General features: G+C 69.4%; 28 protein-coding genes and 1 pseudogene. 18 read left to right on the forward strand and 11 right to left on the reverse strand.

The genetic code is table 11. From position 1 onward, the window contains the following. Positions 1-192: 192 nt before the first annotated feature. The gene (locus H5397_RS15860; RefSeq protein WP_182818632.1) at positions 193-1,290 is read right to left on the reverse strand and encodes a hypothetical protein; all 1,098 of its coding nucleotides are present in this window, start codon (positions 1,288-1,290) and stop codon (positions 193-195) included. A gap of 121 nt (positions 1,291-1,411) precedes the next feature. On the opposite strand from H5397_RS15860, the gene H5397_RS15865 reads away from it, so the two are divergent. Continuing rightward, positions 1,412-1,672: a hypothetical protein gene (locus H5397_RS15865; RefSeq protein ID WP_182818633.1), complete on the forward strand. Its 261-nt coding sequence runs from the start codon at positions 1,412-1,414 to the stop codon at positions 1,670-1,672. Between the two features lie 60 nt (positions 1,673-1,732). On the opposite strand, the pseudogene H5397_RS19230 reads toward H5397_RS15865, so the two are convergent. The 4 genes and pseudogenes from H5397_RS19230 to H5397_RS15880 all read right to left on the reverse strand — a co-directional run. After that, a pseudogene (locus H5397_RS19230) lies at positions 1,733-2,158 on the reverse strand (AAA family ATPase); the annotation flags it as partial. A gap of 37 nt (positions 2,159-2,195) precedes the next feature. After that, positions 2,196-2,630: a hypothetical protein gene (locus H5397_RS15870; RefSeq protein ID WP_182818635.1), complete on the reverse strand. Its 435-nt coding sequence runs from the start codon at positions 2,628-2,630 to the stop codon at positions 2,196-2,198. Between the two features lie 86 nt (positions 2,631-2,716). Next, complete coding sequence (locus H5397_RS18690; protein ID WP_182818636.1) at positions 2,717-2,830, reverse strand: alpha/beta fold hydrolase; 114 nt, start codon at positions 2,828-2,830, stop codon at positions 2,717-2,719. After that, a complete protein-coding gene (locus H5397_RS15880) occupies positions 2,827-3,444 on the reverse strand; it encodes a DUF4203 domain-containing protein (protein ID WP_182818637.1) in 618 nt (205 codons plus the stop codon). The genes H5397_RS18690 and H5397_RS15880 overlap by 4 nt, the downstream gene beginning before the upstream one ends. Positions 3,445-3,546: 102 nt before the next feature. On the opposite strand from H5397_RS15880, the gene H5397_RS15885 reads away from it, so the two are divergent. From H5397_RS15885 to H5397_RS18970, 5 genes are all read left to right on the forward strand, one after another. After that, entirely contained in the window at positions 3,547-4,185 is a 639-nt protein-coding gene (locus H5397_RS15885; RefSeq protein WP_182818639.1) for a hypothetical protein, read from the forward strand. Positions 4,186-4,232: 47 nt separating this feature from the next. Further along, the gene (locus tag H5397_RS15890; protein ID WP_182818640.1) at positions 4,233-4,628 is read left to right on the forward strand and encodes a phage holin family protein; all 396 of its coding nucleotides are present in this window, start codon (positions 4,233-4,235) and stop codon (positions 4,626-4,628) included. A gap of 177 nt (positions 4,629-4,805) precedes the next feature. Next, positions 4,806-5,738 carry an HAD hydrolase family protein gene (locus H5397_RS15895; RefSeq protein WP_182818642.1) on the forward strand — a complete coding sequence of 311 codons (933 nt, stop codon included), beginning with the start codon at positions 4,806-4,808 and terminating at the stop codon, positions 5,736-5,738. 125 nt (positions 5,739-5,863) lie between these two features. Further along, positions 5,864-6,301 (forward strand): DUF6325 family protein, encoded by a 438-nt coding sequence (locus tag H5397_RS15900; RefSeq protein ID WP_182818644.1) that lies wholly within the window; start codon positions 5,864-5,866, stop codon positions 6,299-6,301. A gap of 40 nt (positions 6,302-6,341) precedes the next feature. Then, a complete protein-coding gene (locus H5397_RS18970) occupies positions 6,342-6,635 on the forward strand; it encodes an SHOCT domain-containing protein (RefSeq protein WP_182818646.1) in 294 nt (97 codons plus the stop codon). Between the two features lie 2 nt (positions 6,636-6,637). On the opposite strand, the gene H5397_RS15910 is transcribed toward H5397_RS18970, so the two are convergent. After that, entirely contained in the window at positions 6,638-6,868 is a 231-nt protein-coding gene (locus H5397_RS15910; protein ID WP_182818647.1) for a LapA family protein, read from the reverse strand. 173 nt (positions 6,869-7,041) lie between these two features. On the opposite strand from H5397_RS15910, the gene H5397_RS15915 reads away from it, so the two are divergent. The 3 genes from H5397_RS15915 to H5397_RS15925 are packed head-to-tail and all read left to right on the forward strand — an operon-like array spanning position 7,042 to position 10,892. Then, a complete protein-coding gene (locus tag H5397_RS15915) occupies positions 7,042-7,524 on the forward strand; it encodes a DUF1269 domain-containing protein (RefSeq protein ID WP_182818649.1) in 483 nt (160 codons plus the stop codon). 4 nt (positions 7,525-7,528) lie between these two features. Then, positions 7,529-8,506 (forward strand): glutaminase A, encoded by a 978-nt coding sequence (glsA, locus tag H5397_RS15920; RefSeq protein WP_182818650.1) that lies wholly within the window; start codon positions 7,529-7,531, stop codon positions 8,504-8,506. Between the two features lie 4 nt (positions 8,507-8,510). Beyond that, on the forward strand, positions 8,511-10,892 hold the full coding sequence (locus tag H5397_RS15925; RefSeq protein ID WP_182818652.1) for a hypothetical protein: 2,382 nt from the start codon (positions 8,511-8,513) through the stop codon (positions 10,890-10,892). A 69-nt stretch (positions 10,893-10,961) separates the two neighbouring features. Here H5397_RS15925 and H5397_RS17765 read toward each other — a convergent pair whose 3' ends face one another. The 3 genes from H5397_RS17765 to H5397_RS15935 form a co-directional block, all read right to left on the reverse strand. After that, entirely contained in the window at positions 10,962-11,216 is a 255-nt protein-coding gene (locus tag H5397_RS17765) for a cupin domain-containing protein (RefSeq protein WP_220492352.1), read from the reverse strand. Positions 11,217-11,219: 3 nt separating this feature from the next. Then, positions 11,220-11,372 (reverse strand): hypothetical protein, encoded by a 153-nt coding sequence (locus H5397_RS17770; protein ID WP_220492348.1) that lies wholly within the window; start codon positions 11,370-11,372, stop codon positions 11,220-11,222. A 75-nt stretch (positions 11,373-11,447) separates the two neighbouring features. Next, a complete protein-coding gene (locus H5397_RS15935; protein ID WP_220492349.1) occupies positions 11,448-12,545 on the reverse strand; it encodes a catalase-related domain-containing protein in 1,098 nt (365 codons plus the stop codon). A gap of 22 nt (positions 12,546-12,567) precedes the next feature. Between H5397_RS15935 and H5397_RS15940 the strand changes: the two genes are divergently transcribed. The 3 genes from H5397_RS15940 to H5397_RS15950 all read left to right on the forward strand — a co-directional run bounded on the left by H5397_RS15940 (position 12,568) and on the right by H5397_RS15950 (position 14,602). Continuing rightward, positions 12,568-13,389: a cation diffusion facilitator family transporter gene (locus tag H5397_RS15940; protein ID WP_309224388.1), complete on the forward strand. Its 822-nt coding sequence runs from the start codon at positions 12,568-12,570 to the stop codon at positions 13,387-13,389. A gap of 173 nt (positions 13,390-13,562) precedes the next feature. After that, a complete protein-coding gene (locus H5397_RS15945) occupies positions 13,563-14,018 on the forward strand; it encodes a hypothetical protein (protein WP_182818655.1) in 456 nt (151 codons plus the stop codon). 245 nt (positions 14,019-14,263) lie between these two features. After that, complete coding sequence (locus tag H5397_RS15950; protein ID WP_182818656.1) at positions 14,264-14,602, forward strand: hypothetical protein; 339 nt, start codon at positions 14,264-14,266, stop codon at positions 14,600-14,602. A gap of 56 nt (positions 14,603-14,658) precedes the next feature. Here H5397_RS15950 and H5397_RS15955 read toward each other — a convergent pair whose 3' ends face one another. Further along, a complete protein-coding gene (locus H5397_RS15955; protein WP_182818658.1) occupies positions 14,659-15,243 on the reverse strand; it encodes a TetR/AcrR family transcriptional regulator in 585 nt (194 codons plus the stop codon). A gap of 45 nt (positions 15,244-15,288) precedes the next feature. Here H5397_RS15955 and H5397_RS15960 point away from each other — a divergent pair, with 45 nt between their 5' ends. From H5397_RS15960 to H5397_RS15985, 6 genes are all read left to right on the forward strand, one after another. After that, positions 15,289-16,407, forward strand: a complete 1,119-nt coding sequence (locus H5397_RS15960) for an FAD-dependent monooxygenase (protein WP_182818659.1) — start codon at positions 15,289-15,291, stop codon at positions 16,405-16,407. Positions 16,408-16,607: 200 nt separating this feature from the next. Then, on the forward strand, positions 16,608-16,784 hold the full coding sequence (locus H5397_RS15965) for a hypothetical protein (RefSeq protein ID WP_220492350.1): 177 nt from the start codon (positions 16,608-16,610) through the stop codon (positions 16,782-16,784). A 10-nt stretch (positions 16,785-16,794) separates the two neighbouring features. After that, positions 16,795-17,037: a hypothetical protein gene (locus H5397_RS15970; RefSeq protein ID WP_182818660.1), complete on the forward strand. Its 243-nt coding sequence runs from the start codon at positions 16,795-16,797 to the stop codon at positions 17,035-17,037. 78 nt (positions 17,038-17,115) lie between these two features. Beyond that, positions 17,116-17,925 (forward strand): alpha/beta fold hydrolase, encoded by an 810-nt coding sequence (locus H5397_RS15975; protein WP_182818662.1) that lies wholly within the window; start codon positions 17,116-17,118, stop codon positions 17,923-17,925. A 111-nt stretch (positions 17,926-18,036) separates the two neighbouring features. Beyond that, positions 18,037-18,276 (forward strand): ribbon-helix-helix domain-containing protein, encoded by a 240-nt coding sequence (locus tag H5397_RS15980; RefSeq protein WP_220492351.1) that lies wholly within the window; start codon positions 18,037-18,039, stop codon positions 18,274-18,276. After that, on the forward strand, positions 18,263-18,610 hold the full coding sequence (locus tag H5397_RS15985) for a type II toxin-antitoxin system PemK/MazF family toxin (RefSeq protein ID WP_131170284.1): 348 nt from the start codon (positions 18,263-18,265) through the stop codon (positions 18,608-18,610). Before H5397_RS15980 ends, H5397_RS15985 begins: the two co-directional genes overlap by 14 nt. Before the next feature lie 64 nt (positions 18,611-18,674). On the opposite strand, the gene H5397_RS15990 is transcribed toward H5397_RS15985, so the two are convergent. After that, on the reverse strand, positions 18,675-19,034 hold the full coding sequence (locus H5397_RS15990) for a hypothetical protein (protein WP_182818664.1): 360 nt from the start codon (positions 19,032-19,034) through the stop codon (positions 18,675-18,677). Positions 19,035-19,469: the final 435 nt, after the last annotated feature.

Here is a 19,469-nt window from a genome sequence, read left to right on the forward strand (position 1 = left end):
CGGCGAACAACGCGTCCGGGAACAGGCGGTGCCGGTGCTCGGCCAAGAACCGGAACACGCTGCCAGCCGGCAACAAATGCCCCGCCAGCGACTCCACGTCCAACACATCCCGCTGCGGACTCGACTCACCCTGCACAACCCAACAATTCCAGCCCACGACCCGTCAGACCTGCCGGCACGCGGACAGATTGTTCAGCAGGCTCCTAGAACGCCGCGCGCCTGAGCCACCTGGCGTGCCCCGCCGGCGACCTCGCCGAGCAACCACAGGTGGCGCGCCCGGATGACGTGGAGGAAGACGTCCACGAAGGGATCGATCGCGTGGGCCGCCGCCTCTTCTGCGGACGTCAGGACCCGTTCGAGTTCGGCGCGCTGGTCCTCCTGCTGGAGGATGAGTGCCAGCGCCAGCCAGGCTTGCGCCGTCTCGGGAGCCACGGCGCTGCCCCGGCCGGAGGCGGCGCTGATGACCCCCTCTGCCATCGGACGAGCCCGCGCGGTGTCACCGCCGACGACCAGAGCGAGCGCCGTGTGCGCGGCGTGGGTGAGCTCGGCATACTCCTTGAACGCACCACCGGCGTTGGCCAGGCGCGCCTCGGACAGGGACGCGGCCGCCGCGGCCGGTCGGCCCGACCACAGGTATCCGACCCCAACCAAGGCGGAAGGCACGCCGCGGAAGTTCGACCAACCGGGAGCATCCTCGGCCTCCAGCCCGGCCAACAGCGATGCCCCGGCGAGACCCGCACCCAGCAGCCGGTCTCCGTCCCCCGACACGCGCGCGAGCGCGGCCTCGATGATCCGCACGTTCAACATCGCGATCGAGCGCCGAGGTTCGGGAAGGTCGCCCAGCAGGAGCGCAGCGCGGGCCAGTAGGTCCGTCGCCGTCTGGTACTCCCGCCGACACTTGGCGCCCATCGCGCGCAGCACCAGCAGCTCAGCCTGGTCGGCCGGGCCGCTGGCCTGGATCCTGTCGATGGCGGCCGCGAGGGGTTCCCGCCCACCGGCATGGAATTCGGCCGTCGCCGAGCGAAGCCCGACCCGGATCGCGAGCGCGGTGTCTCCGCTCTCGATGGCATGGTCCAGGGCGGTGAGCCACTCCCCCTTGCTCTCGAACCAGGCACTCGCCCGGGCGTGCAGGCCGGCGATCTGTTCGGGGTGTTCCTCGCGCAGCCTGGAACGGAGAAGCTGCAGTAGAAGGGGGTGGTGACGGAACCACCCCGTGTCTGACAGCGCCACCATCAGCGGGACATTCCCCCACGTGGCCCGCAGCGAGTGCGGCAGGGCTTCGGCGCCCACGAGGGCCCGGGCCAGGGGGGGGGCAGATGCGGTCGGTGACGCTGGTCAGGGTCAGAACGTCGATGACCTCGGCGCTGACGCTGCGCGTCAGTTCCTCGGCGAGGTAGCCCGCGATCAGGGGTTGCTCGCCACTGAACGCGGCCAGCGTCCGCTTGGGGTCCTCTGCAGCGACCAACAGCAGCATCGCCAGCCGCACGGCGGCCACCCACCCGTCGGTCGCGCGGTGCAGGTGGTCGACGTCGCCTTCGTCGAGGGCCACACCGGCGTCGGTGGCCAGGAGGCGGATCTCCTCCCGCGTGAAGGCGAGCTCGACGCTGCGTACCTCGGTGAGCCGACCGGCGAGCCTGTGGCGGTGCAGCGACAGTACCGGGACGTGTCGTGAGATGAGGACCGTGTGGAGTCCCGCCGGAGGGTTCCGCAGCAGCTGGTCAAGGCCGCCCAGCACCTCGGTGGGCAGCTCGTGGGTGTCGTCGAGCACCAGCACGACCTCATGGCCCCAGGGACGGGTTGACAGGGCCTCGATGAACTCCTCGTCGACGTCGCGCGGCGGCCGCAACGACCCCAACGCCTCCACGCCGAGCGCGGACTCCAGCGCTGCGGCGATGGCTGCCCAGACCCGATGCGGGGTGGACAGGAAACGGTCGAGCGAGACCCACGCCACCGGCCCCGGGAAGACACCATCACGCGTCCACTCGGCGACGGCCGTGGTCTTGCCTGTGCCCGGACCGCCGGTGACGATGGTGAGGGGACGCCGCGTCGCCTCATCGAGTAGCCGGGTCAGGTGCGGTCGGATCAGCATCGACGACGGAGGCTGAGGGACGGAAATTCGTGCGGCCGCCAGACCGGTCACACCATCTGGGGAGCCCATGACCACACCCCCTGAAGGACTCGTCGGTACGGTGAAATCAATGGTGGGGCACGACCTCCAGTCGACAGTGGACCTCCAGCACCTGCAGGGCGAGGGCTTCGAGGCGGGACATCACCGCGAAGAACGCCGTCTGGTCGGGCACCCTGACCTCGATCGTGGTTCTCGTCGACTCGGTGCACACCGCGGTGGCGAATTCCTCCGACAGGTAGTCAGCCACAGAGCCGCCGACCTGGATTCGTGCCACCGCCTGCCCTGCCTCCAGCTCCACATGGTGGAGGTGCTCCACGTCCTCCACGACCAGGCCTGCCAAATGCAGCCGCTGCAGCACTCCCAGCAGGGCCGCGTGGTCGGGCACCGTCCCGCACAGGAGTTGGCCGCCCGGCAGGGGACGATCGACGAAGCCCTCGAGTTCTTCGCGAACGGCGTCATCCAGCTCGCCTCGCAGGCTGATCCTTACGTGGAGGGGAACCATCCGGCCATCACATCGATCAAGGCGCCCGGCCGCATCCCCCGCGAAGGGTCAGGCCGCGCCGACGTGGCCGGGGCCGATGGTGTCGATCACGGTCCGCGCCATGACGAAGCGTCGCTGTTGATGCCGTGCAGCAGCACGATGACCGGCCCATCGCGCTCGTCGAAGCGGCCGTGGAGCCTGAGCCCCTCCACCTCCGTCATGGATAACTCGCGCGGAGGTTGGCGGTGGAGCGGCGACGCAACTGCGTGACAATGCCGGCGATGACCAGGACGAGATGGGCCACCGCCAACCAGGTGTGGTCCTCGATGAGCGGGGCAACGACGTCGGGGTCGAGGTTCCCTGCGGGCACCAGGCCCACCAGGAAGGCGACGCCGGTCACGATCGCTGAGGCGCCCCCGATCGCAGCGACGACGATGAGCAGCACCGCCGGCAGGTTGGTGACCAGGGCGATGACGACCAGCAGCAACGCTGCGGCCACCCCGGCCGGAAGGTACATCCAGGCGGGCAGCCCGAGCAGGCCGGCGACCGTGGTGCCCAGCGCGTAGCCGACCGAACCCATCGTGATGATGACCGCCGCGGCGTAGAACGCGTACGCCAGCCAGGCCAGGAGCAGGGCGCCCGCGATCGCCGCGACCCACGACAAGGGGCCCGTCAACAGGCCCTGCTGGGTGATCGAGGCGAACAGGGTGGCGCCGACCCCGAAGCCGACGAACCCGGCCCAGAGCCCGATCACCGTTCGCATGGCGAGGTAGCCGCGGAAGCAGAAGATCAGCCCCGCGATGATGGCGAGGATCCCCACGGTGATGTTGAACACGGTCGCCTCCTTGTGCGCGCTCCTAGAGCGTACGCGGGGCGCAACTGGCCCGGGTCCGCCATGATGCGGAGTGTCGACACACCACTGCGGAGGGGATACGCCATGAGCGAGCAGACGGACGGTGCGGGACAGCACGTCCTCCACCGGTGGATGTTCACGGCGGCGATCATCCTGTCCCTGACCACGCTGTTGTCCGCCTGGACCGGTTATGAGGCGACCCGGTGGGGCACGGCGTACTCCTCGGCGACCCGGGCCTCGACGGTCGCGCGCGTCGACTCGGTGACGGCATCCGACGTGGCGAACCGGCAGCTGACCACCGACATCCTGCTGTTCTCGGACTGGTTCCAGGCCGAGGTGGAGGGCAACACTCGGGTGGCCGACGAGATCCGGGCGCACTTCCGTCAGGAGTTTGTGCCGGTGTTCGAGGCGTGGCTGGGCACAGCGGCTGAGGGGGGACTCCCCGCCGGGACGCCCTTCGACTCCGACTACGAACTGGCCGCCGACGTGGAGGCGGATCGGTTCCGGGAGGTCGCGACCGAGGCGTCCCTCGAGGCCGACCGGGCCGGCCAGACCCAGGACAACTACGTCCTGGCCGCGCTGCTCCACGCGTCGGTGCTGTTCCTCGCCGGCATCTCGTCGAAGATCTCCGGCCGAAGGGCCCAGCGCCTGACCGTCGTGCTGAGTGGCGTCGCCTTCGTCGTGGCGGCGTTCTTCACGTTCAGCCTTCCTGTCCTCCTGTGAGATGATGCGCGCGTCGTCCACGCGGCCGTGATCCTGAGGGGAACCGCATGCTTCGCTTCTTGGCTTCCACAGCCCTGCACCTCATCGGCAACGCGATCGGACTACTCGTCACCGCGCTCGTCCTGCCGGGGTTCAACGTGCAACCTTTCGGCTTCATCCTCACGGTCATCGTCTTCACGGCCGTGGAGATTCTGCTCGGACCGTTCGTGCTGAAGATGGCGATCAGCCACGCCCCCGCGCTGCGCGGCGGAATCGCACTCGTCACGAGTTTCCTCGGCCTCTTCCTCGCCCACACCTTCTCAGCAGGGCTGCGCATCGAGGGCCTCACCACGTGGGTGCTGGCTCCCCTGATCGTCTGGCTGAGCGTGCTCATCGCAGCCATCCTGTTGCCGATGGTGCTGTTCAAGAAGGTCCTCGGCGAGGTCCGCTCGTCCGGAACCTGACGGACGCCGCCCGGCGCATCGCGACGAAGCGGTCTTCGGTGCCGCGCAACTCGTCGCGGCGCAGGGCTCGTGACTTCCTCCCAGCACGTCCCCCCGGAGTGCCTCGCCGAGGTCCACGGCCCCCTCCACCCGCCCAGGGTGATCTCCCGCGGGCTGGGCCGCGTTCATCATGGGGTGGTGCCCGCGCAGAACGCTGATCCGAGCGGCCGACGTCCACGACGGCTCCTTCCCGTCGGCCGCGTCGGCCCCTCAGGCGTCGGTGAGGTGATCCGCCGGGCCGTCTTCCTCGACGTCGACGGGACACTCGTCGATTACTCCGGACGCATCCCCGCCAGTGCGCGGCACGCCGTCCGTGCGGCCCGCGCGAACGGGCACCTGGTGTTCCTGTGCACCGGGCGGTCGCGCTCCGAGTTGTGGCCCGACGTCACCGACATCGGCTTCGACGGCCTCGTCGGCGGGGCCGGGGCCTACGTCGAGGTGGGCGGGGTGGAACTGCTGCACCGGCGCCTGGAGGCCGGCCAGGTGCGGCAGGTCATCGACTTCTTCGGACGCCACGGGCTCGACTACTTCTTCGAGGGTGCGGGTGGGCTCTTCGGCACCCCGGGCATCCAGGCGCGGTTGCGCGGACTGTTGCGCGGTGCCGTGCCGGACGCCGTCGCCCTGGCCCAGCTGGAGGGCGGCCTCTTCGCCTACCTCGGTGAGATTGTGGTGACCGAGCAGCCGCCGACCGTGCCGGTGAGCAAGGTGGTGTTCGTGTACGGGCCAGGGGTGACGTTCGCGCAGATCCGTGACGCCTTCGCCGCGGATTTCGACGTCATCGCGTCGTCGGTGCCGCTGTCCGGTGCGACCATCGGCGAGATCCAGCTGGCGGGCGTGCACAAGGCCTCCGGCATCGAGCAGGTCATCGAGCATCTGGGCATCGCACGCCGGGACACCCTCGCGATCGGCGACAGCGACAACGACCTGGAGATGCTGCGGCACGCCGGCGTCGGCATCGCGATGGGCAACGCCCGGCAGCACGTGCGGGAGGCAGCAGACGAGGTCACCTCCCCGCCCGAGGAAGGCGGCGTGCACGAGGCCTTCGTGCGCCACGGCCTCATCGACGCCTGATTCGACATGACCGTCCGAGTCGGACTCGGCTCGCCCGACGAACGGGCCACCCCCTCCGGGTGATCCCGGAGCACCGGGGCGGCGCAACCATGGGGCCAACATCGCTGTCGGAAAGGACCCCTCCCATGCCCCTGGCACCCGTGGAGTTCGCCTTGTTCGCGTTCGATGACACCAGGATCACCGGTGACATCGTCCCGGCGCTCACCGCTCTGGTGGAGAACGAACTCGTGCACATCATCGACCTCGTGTTCGTCCGCAAGGAGGCCGACGGCCAGGTCACCGCGTTCGAACTCGACGACCTTCCGGCGGACGCCGCCGCGGCGTTCGCCGACCTCGACCACGACATCGAAGGTTTGGTCAGCACCGAGGACCTCGACCACGAGGCCGACCTCCTCGAACCCGGGACCTCGGCGATCATCGTCGTGTGGGAGAACCTGTGGGCGCAACGCTTCACGGACGCCGTGCGCGCGGCCGGCGGCGTCCTCGTCGACAATCAGCGCATCCCGGCCGAGGTTGTCGAGGCCGCACTGGCCGACGAGCTCGCCGACCGGAACCTCACCTGACCACGAACCGCTCGACCAACCGTCTACCTGAGGAGCAACTGTGATCCGTCCACGTCGTGGAGGCCCCGGCCTCATCGGGACCGCCGCCCGCACAGCCGTCATCGCCGGCACGGCGACCCGCGTGTCGGGCAATGTGGCCGCCAGTCAACAGGCCAAGGCCCAGCAGCGGGTGCCGGTCCAGCAACCTCCCCAGCCGACCGTCGTGGTGGCGGCGCCCGCCCCCCCGGCCGAGGACACCATCGCTCAACTCGAACGCCTCGCGGCCCTGCACCAGCAGGGGGCTCTCACCGAAGCGGAGTTCACCGCCGCCAAGGCACGACTGCTCGGCTTCTGACCTCAGCGCTTCCGTCGGCTCCAGAGCAGGCCGGTGGCGAGGCCGGCCAGGAACACCACCAGCAACGTCACCCACTGGGGTGCGCTGAACTGGAACGTCAGCAGGTCGACCTGGACCGAGTCCCGGTTCTGCAGGATGAAGGCGATCGCCAGTACCGCGATCGCGAGTCCCAGCCAGATCCGCGGGTTCTTCGCGAGCTCCTGCCAGCGCCCCTTGCCTCCGTCAGCGCTCATGGCGCCTCCCCTCCTACGCGGTCATGTGTCCTTGCCAAGCATCCTCAACCATCCCTTGGTCGCGCCCGCACAGGATCACCCGTGCCGGGTGATGCCCACGCGGACGCCGGCCTGAAGGATGGGGCGCACAGAGCCCCTGCGCACATCGCACCGGGCTGAGAGGAAGGCACCACATGTCAGAGCTCATCATCATCGGTTACGACGACCACGCAGTGGCGCAGCAGGCGCACGACCGCGTCGTCAAGCTGCAGCGCGACCACATCGTCAACCTCGCCGGCCTCGCTGTCGTCCGGGTCGACGACGACGGCAAGAAGCACGTCGACACCCCGGCCAAGGGCATCGTGGGTGCGACCGCGGCGTCCGGCGCCCTCTGGGGCATGCTCATCGGGCTGCTGTTCCTGGTCCCCGGCGTCGGCCTCCTCGTCGGCGGCCTGTGGGGCGCGCTGGTCGGACGCCTCGGCAAGTCGGGCATCAACGCGGGCTTCCGGGCCCGGGTGGACGGCCTGCTGGAGCCGGGCAAGGCGGCCGTGGTCGTGCTGGCCTCGAAGCTGACCGAAGACAAGTTCGCCGCCGGCATGTCGGAGTTCGGCGGCACCGTTCTGCAGACCTCGCTGTCCGACGAGGACGAGAAGGCTCTGGCCGAAGAGCTCGCCTGACCCCATGCCGTCCTCTGGTTTCGTCTCGACCGGGCACCTGCCCGCCGCCCCCGATGTGGGGGCGGCGGTGCAGGAGGCTTTCGCGCGGTTCAGCGACGCTCGCGACGGCGAACCCTCCACCGTCTACCCGGCCCTCGAGCGTGTTGATCCCGACGCCTTCGGCGTGAGCCTGATCGACGTGCACGGCACGGCGTGGGAGGCCGGGGACGTGACCACCCCGTTCACGATCATGAGCGTCGCCAAACCCTTCGTGTTCGCGCTCGCCGCCCGCGCCCTCGGGGCGGATCGGCTCGACGAACTCGTCGGCGTCGACGCCACCGGCCTCCCCTTCAATTCGCTCGAAGCGGTCGAGGCCGGCCCCGATGGCCGCACCAACCCGATGGTGAACGCCGGCGCGATCGCGACGACGGCGCTGGTTCCCGGCGCCACCACCGACGAGCGCTGGGCCGCCATTCGCGACGGGCTGTCGGCGTTCGCGGGGCGCCCGCTGACCGTGGACGACGAGGTCTACGCCTCGGCGTCCGCCACCAACGACCGCAACCGCGCCATCGCCTGGCTGCTGAACAGCCGTGGGCGGTTGGCCGGGGAGCCCGACGACGCGCTCGACCTGTACACCCGGCAGAGCGCGCTGTCGGTGACCGCGCACGACCTCGCCGTCATGGGGGCGACCCTCGCCGACGGTGGGGTGAACCCCCTCACCGGCGAACGCGTCATGCCGGCCGAGCTGTGCCACCACGTCCTGGCGGTGATGCTGGTCGCGGGCCTGTACGAGACCTCGGGCGCGTGGTTGTACCGGGTCGGCCTCCCCGCCAAGAGCGGCATCGGCGGTGGGATCGTCACCGTCTCCCCCGGCAAGGGCGGCTTGGGCACGTACGCGCCGCGGCTGGACGCCCAGGGCAACAGCGTCCGCGGGCAGAAGGCTGCGCGGTTCCTGTCGTTCCGGTTGGGTCTCGATCTGCTCGCGTCCCGTCCGGCCCCGTGACCCCGTGGCCGAATCAGCGACCGGCCTGACCGAGGCCCAGGCCCAGGCCCGGCTGGAGGCCGGCCAGGAGAACACCACCAACCTCAAGCCGTTGCGCACCCTCCAGCAGGCTCGTCGCGAGAGCATCTTCACGGTGTTCAACCTGAACATGGTCGGCCTGGCAGTGATCCTGCTGCTCCTCTCCGAGTGGATCGGGGCCGGCGTGACGTTGCTGCTGCTCGGGTTCTCCACGACGATCCGCAACGTCCACGAGTCCCTCGCCGCCAAGCGGCTCGACGCCGTGCGCCAGGCCGGCCGGACCAGGTCGACGGTGATCCGGGACGGGCGTCCCCGCGCCATCGACAGCGACCGCATCGTGCCCGGAGACCTGATCGTGATCTACCCCGGCGACCAGTTCCAGGTCGATGGAATCGTCACCGGGGCCGGCGCCATGCTGGTCGACACGGCCCAGGTCACCGGCCAGCGCGGCTGGGAGCGCGTCCAGGCCGGGGACGAGGTGCTGGCCGGCAGCGTCTGCCTCTCGGGGCGCGGGCGCTACATCGCCCAGCGCGTCGGCGCCGACCGCCTGATCCAGGCTCAACTCAGCCAGCGCACGGCTCTGGCGTCCCGCCCCACCCCGCTGGAGCGGCTGGTCGCGCGCATCCTCAGCGGCCTGCTCGTCATTGTGTCGGTGTACGCACTGATCCTGCTGGCGAAGTACTTCCGCCTCGACGTGGGCGAGCCAGGGGACGCGTTCGTGGACGCTGCCCCGGTCATCTTCTCCCTGCTGCCCACCGGCCTGTACTTGATGATCGTGGTGGCCTACGCCACCGGAACGGCAGACCTGGCCCGGCTCGGTGCCGTGGTCCACAGCGCCCGCTCGGTGGAACTGCTGGCCGAATCGACGGTGATCTGCTTCACCGAGGTGGACCTGCTCTCGGGCACCGACCTGAGGGTCGAGCCCCTCCCCCCGGCTGAACCGGAGCGGCACGACGGTGCGGCCGACGATCCGGACGCCTGGCCGAGCATCGCGGAACTGAGGCGAACCCTTGGCGACATCGCCCTCAGCGCCACGGAGCGTGGCCCGCTGGTCGACCTGTACGCCCGCTCCTGCGAAGGTGAGGAGCGCGCCATCCTCGTCCAGGCGTCCCACCTCGCCACACTGGGCTGGTTCGCCGTGGCCTTCGACGACCCCGACGACCCGTTCCTGTACGTGCTGGCCGAGCCCACCCTGCTCGGACGATCGGGGGCGTCCGACGAGGCGCTGGTCCTGGCCCGCGGCCCGATCGACACCACGCTGGTGGACGCACACGGCCACCCCCGCCTCCCCGAAGGGCTCGTCCCCCTGTGCGTGATCGAACCCCGACGCCACCTCCACCCCGACGCGATGGGTGTGGTCCGCGCCTTCCAGGCCTCCGGCGTCCACCTCAAGGTTTTCGCCAGGGACGCACCCGTCGAGGTGCTCGCGGCGCTGCGCGCGGCAGGACTGTCCGAGGAGGACGAGCGTGCCCTGCTGCCCAACGGTGGCCTGTCGGGCGCCGAACTCGAGGCGCTGCCACGCGACCAGTGGGCGACAGCGGTGCGCGAGTACCGCCTGTTCGGGGGCCTGACACCGGCACAGATGGGCGACGTGGTCGGAGAGCTCCGCGACGGCGGCGAGCGGGTGACGGTCGTCGGCGACGGGCTCACCGACCTGCCCGCGATGCAGCAGGCACAGCTCTCGGTGGCACCGCCGGCGAGCGCGCAGGCCGCGCTCGGCGTGGCCGACATCGTCCTGACCGACAGTTCTCCGGGGCTGCTGCTGGTCGTGCTGCACCGCGGCCAGTCGATCGTGCGCGGCCTGCTGGACGTGATGAAGCTCAACCTGTCGCTGGTCGTCTGCACCGCCCTGCTCATCGGCATGGTCCGCCTGTTCGGGGTGGGCTTCCCGTATGTGGCGGGGCAGGGCTCGCTGATCTCGATCCTGGCGATCACCGTCCCGTCACTCCTGCTGCCGCTGTGGGCGCGGCCGGCCCCGGTGTCGAGCCGGAGTTACCTGAGCATCCTGGCCGGGTTCGTCGTGCCGGCCGGCGTCCTGCTGAGCGTGGCCGCGTTCGGGGTCTACCTGGCCCTGGTGTCCCGGACCGATGATGTCCGCGTGGCCCAGTTCGGCGTCACGTACACCCTGCTGTACGCCGGGCTGACCCTGTCGGTGCTGATCCAGCCACGCCTCCGCACCGCCTTGTTGGCGATCTCGTTGGCGCTCCTCGGTTCCCTGGCACCGGTGATCCCCCTTGCGCGGTGGCAGTTCCGCCTCGACCTGCTCCCCGAGCCGACCGACTACCTCATCGTCCTGCTCGCGGTGGCCGCCTGGACCGTGGCAGTCCACCTCGTCCGGCGCGCCGTCCGTCACTCCGAGGTGGCGTGAGGGTCGACCCTGCGACGGGTCAGGTTGAACCGTGGTTCGCGCGGACGTTCGCGGAGCGGCGGCGCGGCTTCAGTCGATCGGTGGAGCGGCCGAGTAGTCCGCGTTGGTGACCGGCTCAAGCCACTGGACGGCTGGGTTCTGCTCGTCGGACTCGTTGATGGCCAGGTGGACCATGAGGCGGTTCGGGGCAGCGCCGTGCCAATGCTCCTCGTTGGCCTCGAACAGCACGCGGTCGCCGGCCCTGATCACCTCGACCGGGCCCCCGCGTCGCTGGCACAGCCCGACACCCTCGGTGACGTAGACGGTCTGGCTCAGCGCGTGCAGGTGTCAGTTGGTGCGCGCGCCCGGCGGGAAGTGGACCAGGTTGGCGGTGAGGCGGGACGGCGGCGGCGCAGCGGCGACCGGATCCAGGTAGACATCCCCGGTGAACCAGTCGGCGGATCCCCTGGTCGTGTCGAGAGAAGTGCGGGTGATCTCCATGACTCACAGTAGGCCTGCGCGCTTCCCCGCGCCACGGTGATGACGCCGATGCCCCGCGCACAGGTCGCCGATGGCTCACGTCCCGGCAGGTTCCTCCTCGGGCACCGCTGCGAACCGATCCCAGACACGGTGTTCGGTCAGGAGCCGTGCAAGCTGTTCCACGGACTCGCCCGGTTGGCCCACCACAACGCCGGCGGCATCGGCGGGAACACCCGCAGCCGCAAGGACAGGTTGGGCGTCCGGCGAGCAACCGATCGCCTTGGAATGCCGGAACATCTCGGCGACCACCTTCACGACCCGTGGATCCACCGGTTTCCCGTCGGTCGATTGGCCCGCCTTGGCGTCGAAGGTCGGGTCGGCGTCCGGTGCCGGGACGGGGGCCGCCAACAGCAGGGCGGCGTCGAACTCGATCGACGCAGCCGTGAGGAAGGTCCGGTCGACGACCACGTCGCCGAGATGCCCGCCGGCCGGCGCAACGACGAACGGCAGCATGCCCGCTGCCGTGACGGCCTCCTTCGCCTCGCTGATGAGGGCGGGCGCGGTGTCGGCGTCCGCGACCAGGGCGATCTTGCGTCCGGTCACCGGCCACGTGCCCCCGACCTGCGACAGCGCCGGGCTGGGACGGACGTCCGTGGCCGGCTCGATGGTCGGCTCCGGCGCGGTCAGGCCCAGGCCCTTGGCGACCTGGGCACACAGATCGGCGTCCACGTTGGCCAGGCACTGCAGCTGGCGGACGCGGATCGCCTCCTGGTAGCACTTGCCGAGCTCGAAGGTGTAGGCGCGCGCCAGGTGCTGACGCTCGACACCGCTCAGCGATCGAACGAACAGTGTCACCTGGCTGAAGTGGTCGTCGAAGCTGGCCGCGAGCCTGCGGACCTTCTCGCCGGCCACGGGTTGCGGGACGTCGATGAAGGCGCCGTCCGCTTCGCCGGCCTCGGCAGGGTTGCCGCCATCCAGGGAGTTGGGACGATAGGGGGCGACCCCACCGTGGACCGCGTGTTGGTGGAACCCGTCGCGGAACATGTCGTTGACCGGGCAGTGGGCGCGGTTGATGGGGATCTGGCTGAAGTTCGGGCCGCCCAGACGGGTGATCTGCGTGTCGATGTAGGAGAACCACCACCACGCCACGCCCAACACCCACCGGACGAAGCTCGCGATCGCCTTCGCGATCACCGCCACGATCCTGGTCGCCGAGGTGATCGGCGCCCTGTGGACCAACAGCCTTACCCTGATCATCGACGCAGGCCACATGCTCGTCGACGCGTCGGGCCTGCTGATCGCCCTGCTCGCGGCCTCACTCGCGCTGCGCCCACCCAGCCCCGAACGGACCTGGGGGTACCGCCGCGCCGAGGTGCTCGCCGCCGGCGCGCAGGCCGCCGTCCTGCTGGCCGTGGGGAGCTACGCGTTCATCGAAGGCGTCAGGCGACTGCTCGAACCTCCCGACGTCACCGCCACCGGCCTGCTCGTCTTCGGCGTCATCGGACTGCTCGGCAACCTCATCTCGATGATGGTCCTCAGTTCGGGACGTGGCGCCAACCTCAACATGCGCGCCGCCTTTCTGGAGGTTGTCAACGACGCCCTCGGGTCGGTGGCCGTCATCATCAGCGCCATCGTGATCGCCCTCACCGGTTGGACCCGCATCGACGCCCTCGCCGGCATGCTCATCGCCGCCCTCATCGTCCCCCGCGCCGTCACCATCCTCCGCGAGGCGAGCAGCATCCTGCTCGAATCAACACCCCCCGGGCTGGACCTCGAGGACGTCCGGAAGCACCTGCTCGCCGTCCCCCACGTCCAGGGCGTCCACGACCTGCACGCCTCCACCATCGCCACCGGCCTGCCCGTGCTCACCGCCCACGTCGTCCTCGACGACAGCTGCTTCCACGACGGCCACTCCGCCCGCATGCTCGGCGACCTCCAGGAGTGCGTCGCCGCGCACTTCGACGTCAGCGTCGAGCACTCCACTTTCCAGCTTGAGCCCTTCGACCACGCCGAACGCGAACACGCCACCCACACCTAGCCAGCTCGGCCGGAGCGTCGGGTTGAGCGTCGGGGTGAGCCGCCGTGCACCGGTGCCCAGAGCCTGCCGCACTGAGCAAACCGTGACGTGAACCCCGTACTGAGCAGGTTTCATGACCGCCTTCGGGCAGAAGCCGATGGCCCCGGCAGTGGCAGGCCGTGTGCAACGGTGACGTGCGGTTCTTCGAAGCGGCCCGCGTCGCCCGAGCGTGCGTCTTGGCGGGCCTGGACGCCGCAGCGTGCGCCTTCGTCGACCGGCAGTGCACCATCGCGCTCACCATGCAACCCTGGTCGAGGGTCCGTGGCCGGGTCGACGGTTGGATCCTCCTGGCCGATCCCGCCCTGGCCGCCGAGCGTGAACGCGAAGCAGCCGGGGCCCGCACCATGATCGTGGCCGGGTTCAAAGACGGCCACTGCGACATTTGGGGCCGTGTAGGAGCCGCGGACGGGCTCGACCTCGACCAAGCGCTGGGCGCCATCGCGAAGACATTACCCACCGACACGCCGCTGCAACACCGGCGTGCCGCAGCGGTGGGCGTGCTCGCCCGGCAGGCCCTGGGTCACACTGAACTGCCCCGGACCGCACAGATCATCGTCGTCTCGGCCATACCACCAGCGTGGGCAATGTAGACAAATTCGTCTACCTCTGACGAGCGGCCTGGCAGGGTATTGCGAGAGTGGAGGGGATGAGCCAGTCCATTGTTGGCCGTGGGGTCAGCCTGGCCCTCGCCCTCGCCCTCGCGGGCGCCGTGTCGATGGCGTCCGCCGGGACGCCGCCGGCCGCAGCGGCGGGATGTCAGGATCGCCCGGATGCCACTCAACTGGCCGTTCGGCCCCACACGAGCTGGCCGCCGCCGCGATGCTACGGTGAAACCGTGGATGAGTACCTGTGGGTCCTGAAACGCTCTGAGCTAGACCTCATTCGTGAGATCGAACCAGAACGAATGTCCGAGCTCAGCGAAGACGAGCTGCTGGTGCTGCACAAGCGCGTGCGCAAAGCGCGGAACAAGCACGTCGGCAACTACCGTCGCAAAGGCGCCAAGCGAGTTTCCGAGGTGGGTGGCCGCGGTGCCGCGCGCCCCGGAAACAAGAAGTCACTTCTGCGCGCCGAAGCGTTCGAAGAGGCGCTGGCTCGCGTGTCCGATCGTTTGGCCGAAGTGGCTCACGAGGAAGCAGAGTCGCTAAAGGCAGAGCGCCTCGCCCACGCTCAGTAGGGCACGTGGTCTCACCTTGCTCGACAAGGAACTCGTACCCTCCCTTTGGCAGGGCGTCAGGGTGTGAGGGCGAGGCCGCGGAGCAGCGCCGTGACAGAGCGTCGCACTGACGCCTCGTAGGTGGACTGGGACAGCGTGGCGCTGAGGCCGGAGACCCGGTCGCGAATCAACCCATCCAGCATGGCGGCAACGGGCCACGCGGCGTCCTCAGCGTCGGGGATACCGGCCCCGTCGAGCAGGCGGGCCAGAGCGGTGCGGAGGCGGAGGGCCTGCTGGTCCATGAGCGCACGGAGTTCGGGTTGGCGCGTGGCCTCGAGCGCCAACTCGTATCGCGCGATTGGCCTCTCTGGACGGTCACGCGCGATGCGAACGACCCCGGCCACCAGTACGTCCAGCACCGACACGTCCGGGCTCGCCGGGAGGATCGCACTCTCGTCCAGGGCCAGCAACCGGTCCAGGCAGGCGGCGAGCAGGGCCTGGCGGGTGCGCAGGTAGTACGAGGTCGAGCCGGGCGGCAGCCCGACCTCGGCGTCCACCGCGCGATGGGTCAACCCACGCAGCCCGCGGTTGGCCACGAGGTGGATGGCGGCGTCCGCGATCGCGTCCCGCCGCTCCTCACCGAGCACGACAGCCTTCTTCACGTGACCCTTCTTCCCACTCGCACTCTACAGGCATAGAGTAGCGGAATGCGGACAGCGGTCGTGGTGGGCGCCGGGATCGGCGGGGCTGCGGCGGCGGTCGCCCTGCAGCAGGTGGGGTGGCGCGTCATCATTCTGGAGCGGGCCCAGACGACCGGCGAGGTCGGTGCCGGACTGTCGATCTGGCCCTCGGCGGTCGCCGTGCTGGGTCGACTGGGCGTGCGTGGTGTTGAGGCGGACGCCGCGCCCGGGGCCTTGGGGATGCGGTTGGCGAGCGGCCGCTGGGTCGTCCGGGGCACGGACCTCGGCGCCAGGTCGCCTGTCATGATCCACCGTGCGCAGTTGTACGACCGGATCACCGACCAGTTCGGTCCACACATCACGGTCAGGACGCGGTTCGCCGTCACTGGGGTGGACCCTGACGCTACCGGAGTGACTGTCCGGGGCGCTGCCGAGGAACTGCGCGCCGACCTCGTCGTGGCGGCAGACGGTATCCACAGCACGGTCCGGGGCGCGCTACACCCGCGCTACAGGGGAGCCTTGTACGCGGGGTACACGTCCTACCGGGGTCTGGCGGAAGTGGAAACCCACGAGGCCGGCGGGGAGACCTGGGGGCGGGGACGCAGGTTCGGGTTCGCTCGACTGGTCGACGGCCGCATCTACTGGTACGCCACTGCCAACCAGCCCGCACGTCACAGGGACGACCTGGCCTCCGTCCGTGCCGCCTTCGGCGACTGGCACACTCCGATCCCGGCCATCCTGGCGGCGACGACGGACCTCTTGCAGCACGACACCCACGATCTCGCCCTACCACTGGCACCCTTCGCCTTCGGACACGTCGCGCTGCTCGGCGACGCCGCCCACGCAATGACGCCCAACCTCGGGCGGGGTGCCTGCTCCGCGATCGAGGACGCCGGGGCGCTGGCCCAGCATCTGAACGCGGCGGACTCAGTGACAACGGCGCTGGCGGCCTACGATGCAGAGCGGCGACCGGCCACGACGCGACTGGTGAGCGCCTCTCGCCGCGTCGGGCGACTTGGCCAAGTGCAGAGCCCGGTGGCGGGCGCCTTGCGTGACGGAGCGCTCGCGGCCGTCGGCACGATCTCCTCCCTCCGCCGCCCCCGGGGCGTTGACACGACCAACTCCGGTCCGAACCCCGTGGGGTGACACCCTTTCGGAGACGGCCTCACCTTCTGCCACAAGGTCGGCCACGGTGTCCGAGACCAGGTCAACCAGCCCCAGGGGCGGCAGATCCGGATGTCAAGGTGGCCTTGACGGATCGTTGGGTTGTCAAGGTATCCTTGACGTGTGGAGATCCGCGATTCGGCGCGCAAGCACGGGATCACGGACGCCGACATCGACCACGCGTGGGCAACGCCATCCGGCTCGTCGAGTACGAGTACGCCGGACATGAACGGCTACTCGTGATCGGAGCCGACCGACAAGGCCGGCTGCTTGGATTGGTCGCCGTGCCAGCCGGAGACCCGACCCGGATCATCCATGCAGATCTCCTGCGACCCAAGTTCTACGACGACCTGAGGTGAGGTGAACACGATGACGATCAAGACGCGCAGTGAAACCACCGGGCTGGACCAGCTCGACCCGACCACGCAGCCGGCACGCGACGCCGTGCACTTCCGACGGATCCTCGCTGCCCGCAAGGCGATCGCGGATGCCGAGCAGGAACTCCGCGATGCCGTGAAGGCTGCCCGGGATGCCGGTGACTCCTGGACGGTCATCGGCGCGGCCCTGGACACCACCCGACAGGCCGCCTTCCAACGCTTCGGCCGCGACTGAACCCACCCGGCAGGCGCCAATTGAGTTGCGTGGCCGCCGGTATTCCTGCCCGCGGTGTTGGGTGTCACAGTTGGACCCATGACGCCTACATGGGTTCCGGTGGCCGGGGGGCTGCTGGCGGCCAGTGCCGAGGGGTCGGGGGATCCGGTCCTGGTGGTGCAGACTGCACTCTCCGTGGACGAACTGGTCCCGTTCATGCGCCAGGACCTGCTTCGTAACCGGTATCGGGTCATCACATTCGACCGCCGCGGGTACGGCGCGAGCACCGCGGTCGGTGGTGCCGCCTCGATCGACACCGACATGCGGGACTGCCTCGCCGTCCTCGATGCGCTGGACGCCGCACCGGCCAACGTGATCGGAGTGAGCTACTCGGCAGCGGTCGCCCTCGAACTCGCCGGACGGGCCCCGGCCGCGGTCCGCTCCCTGACGATCGTGGAGCCGCCGCCCCGGCACGTTCCCGCCGGCCCCGAGTTCCTGGCGGCGAACCACCACCTGCTGGACCTCTACCAACGCGAGGGGGTGGCCGTCACGCTGGAAGCCTTCATGACCATGCTCGTGGGTTCGGACTGGCGTCCCCGCCAGGAGGGACTGCTGCCAGGATCGGTGGCCCGGATCGAACGGGACGCCGACGCCTTCTTCAGCCGGGACATTCCCGCCCTCGTTTCCTGGGCGTATGGCCCCGACCAGGCTGCGCGGGTGACCGTCCCGGTGCTGTATGTGGGAGGAACCGAGAGTGGGCCGTGGTTTCGCCAAACCCAGGCCTGGGTGTCAACCCTCTTCCCGGCAGCCCAGAGCGTCACCATCGAGGGGGCGGGCCACGACCTGGCGCTCACCCACCCCCGCGAACTGGCCACCGCCGTAGCCCGGTTCCTCGACGCCCAGACATAGGCTCGCCAACCCGAACCGACCCCGCCTCACACTCGCCTCGCCAGGACCACACCAAGCGCGGCAGATCCGGTAAAGCTACCGTGGTAGGAAGTCTGGTAGTAGGCTGGTCGCATGAGTCAGGTGAAGTTGAGTGTGAGTCTCTCCGAGAGCGAGGTCGCAGCCCTGGACAAGTACGCCCACGCTGCCGGCCTGAAGTCGCGCTCCGCGGCCATCCAGCAGGCGATCAGGCTACTCGGCGACCCAGAACTCCAGTCCGCCTACGAATCAGCCTGGCGGGAGTGGGAAGACTCCGGGAACGCCGACGCGTGGGATTCCGCCGCGGCTGACGGGATGGCTGATGCTCCGCGGTGAGATCCGGTTGGTCGATCTGGAACCCGCCCGCGCGGGAGAGGCGGACAAGCGTCGCCCTGCGGTGATCGTGAGCAACGACAACGCCAACGCCACCGCGGCGAGGCTGGGGCGTGGCGTCGTCACCGTGGTCCCCGTCACCAGCAACATCGCCAGGGTCTACCCCTTCCAGGTCCTCCTCCCCGCTGACGAAACAGGCCTGCACGTGGATTCGAAAGCCCAAGCTGAACAAGTTCGTTCGGTCTCGGTGGAACGCATCGGCCCCGTCACTGGCCGGATTCCCACCCACCTGCTGACCCAACTCGACGACGCCCTGCGCCTGCACCTCCACCTCTGACCACACGCTCGCAGCGGCAATAGCGGACGTTGCTGGCGTCGACAACTGCCGACGCCGCCGTCGCTCATGCGGCGGGGAGTGGGGCTCCGCAGTTGGGGCACTCGTCGCCGGGCGGAGTCCTGAGGTAACAACTTGTGCAAGTGACTTCGGCGGCCCTCGACCGTCTCCCGCTGGAATCGCCACCATTGTCGGAGCTGGGAAAGTGATCCCGACAGTAGAAGCGCGTATGGAAGGTTCCACCCCATTCGCGTCGCATCATCCAAAGGTCTGCTCTTGCGCGCCGGGAGGAGTACTTCCCGCACGTCGAGCAGTAGCTGCCCTCGGCGTAGTCGCCGTACCTGTCTACGTCCCCTGTGAGGGCCGTCAACGGGATGAGCTCGCCGAGCGGCAGGTCATCGAACTTGGCGTAGTTCTTCTGGGCCATGCCTCGACTCTGCCCGATCGCGCGTCCCTCTTGCGTACCTCGTGCGATTCGGCCGATGGCGCCCACGTGCGCCAGATGCGGATGCTTGGCGAGTGCCCATTCGGGGTGCGGCGGGACTCGCTGGAAGTGACCAATGGCAGCAGATTGTCAGGGGCTCCTGCAATGCTGAGCTAGTGATCGAGCCACCAGTTGACTTTGAGCGTATGCGACGCATGCGTTGCGGAACATGCTGCCACGAGTGGTTCGTCAACGAGCAGTGGCTAGGGCGTGTCGCGTAACTGATTTGGGTGGTGGGGGTCAGGGTTGTCTTTGTGACCAGGAGTCCTCAGTTCAGTGACGAGATGTGGGCGCGGATTGAGCCGTTGATGCCGCGTGGGGGCGCGAAGGGCGGCCGTCCGTGGAATGACCACCGGCGGACGGTGGAGGGCATCTGTT

It is taken from the genome of Propioniciclava sp. MC1683 (assembly GCF_014164675.1).
Taxonomy (GTDB): Bacteria; Actinomycetota; Actinomycetes; order Propionibacteriales; family Propionibacteriaceae; genus Propioniciclava.

What these genes read in the sequence shown, in the direction of transcription:
- H5397_RS15900 (WP_182818644.1), top strand. Translation starts at nt 5,864, where the DNA reads ATGCCCCTGGCACCCGTGGAGTTCGCCTTGTTCGCGTTCGATGACACC.
- H5397_RS15985 (WP_131170284.1), top strand. Translation starts at nt 18,263, where the DNA reads ATGCTCCGCGGTGAGATCCGGTTGGTCGATCTGGAACCCGCCCGCGCG.
- H5397_RS15975 (WP_182818662.1), top strand. Translation starts at nt 17,116, where the DNA reads ATGACGCCTACATGGGTTCCGGTGGCCGGGGGGCTGCTGGCGGCCAGT.
- glsA (WP_182818650.1), top strand. Translation starts at nt 7,529, where the DNA reads ATGCCGTCCTCTGGTTTCGTCTCGACCGGGCACCTGCCCGCCGCCCCC.
- H5397_RS17770 (WP_220492348.1), bottom strand. Translation starts at nt 11,372, where the DNA reads ATGGAGATCACCCGCACTTCTCTCGACACGACCAGGGGATCCGCCGAC.
- H5397_RS15990 (WP_182818664.1), bottom strand. Translation starts at nt 19,034, where the DNA reads ATGGCCCAGAAGAACTACGCCAAGTTCGATGACCTGCCGCTCGGCGAG.
- H5397_RS18690 (WP_182818636.1), bottom strand. Translation starts at nt 2,830, where the DNA reads ATGACGGAGGTGGAGGGGCTCAGGCTCCACGGCCGCTTCGACGAGCGC.
- H5397_RS15980 (WP_220492351.1), top strand. Translation starts at nt 18,037, where the DNA reads ATGAGTCAGGTGAAGTTGAGTGTGAGTCTCTCCGAGAGCGAGGTCGCA.
- H5397_RS15885 (WP_182818639.1), top strand. Translation starts at nt 3,547, where the DNA reads ATGAGCGAGCAGACGGACGGTGCGGGACAGCACGTCCTCCACCGGTGG.
- H5397_RS15890 (WP_182818640.1), top strand. Translation starts at nt 4,233, where the DNA reads ATGCTTCGCTTCTTGGCTTCCACAGCCCTGCACCTCATCGGCAACGCG.
- H5397_RS15970 (WP_182818660.1), top strand. Translation starts at nt 16,795, where the DNA reads ATGACGATCAAGACGCGCAGTGAAACCACCGGGCTGGACCAGCTCGAC.
- H5397_RS15960 (WP_182818659.1), top strand. Translation starts at nt 15,289, where the DNA reads ATGCGGACAGCGGTCGTGGTGGGCGCCGGGATCGGCGGGGCTGCGGCG.
- H5397_RS15870 (WP_182818635.1), bottom strand. Translation starts at nt 2,630, where the DNA reads ATGGTTCCCCTCCACGTAAGGATCAGCCTGCGAGGCGAGCTGGATGAC.
- H5397_RS15915 (WP_182818649.1), top strand. Translation starts at nt 7,042, where the DNA reads ATGTCAGAGCTCATCATCATCGGTTACGACGACCACGCAGTGGCGCAG.
- H5397_RS15910 (WP_182818647.1), bottom strand. Translation starts at nt 6,868, where the DNA reads ATGAGCGCTGACGGAGGCAAGGGGCGCTGGCAGGAGCTCGCGAAGAAC.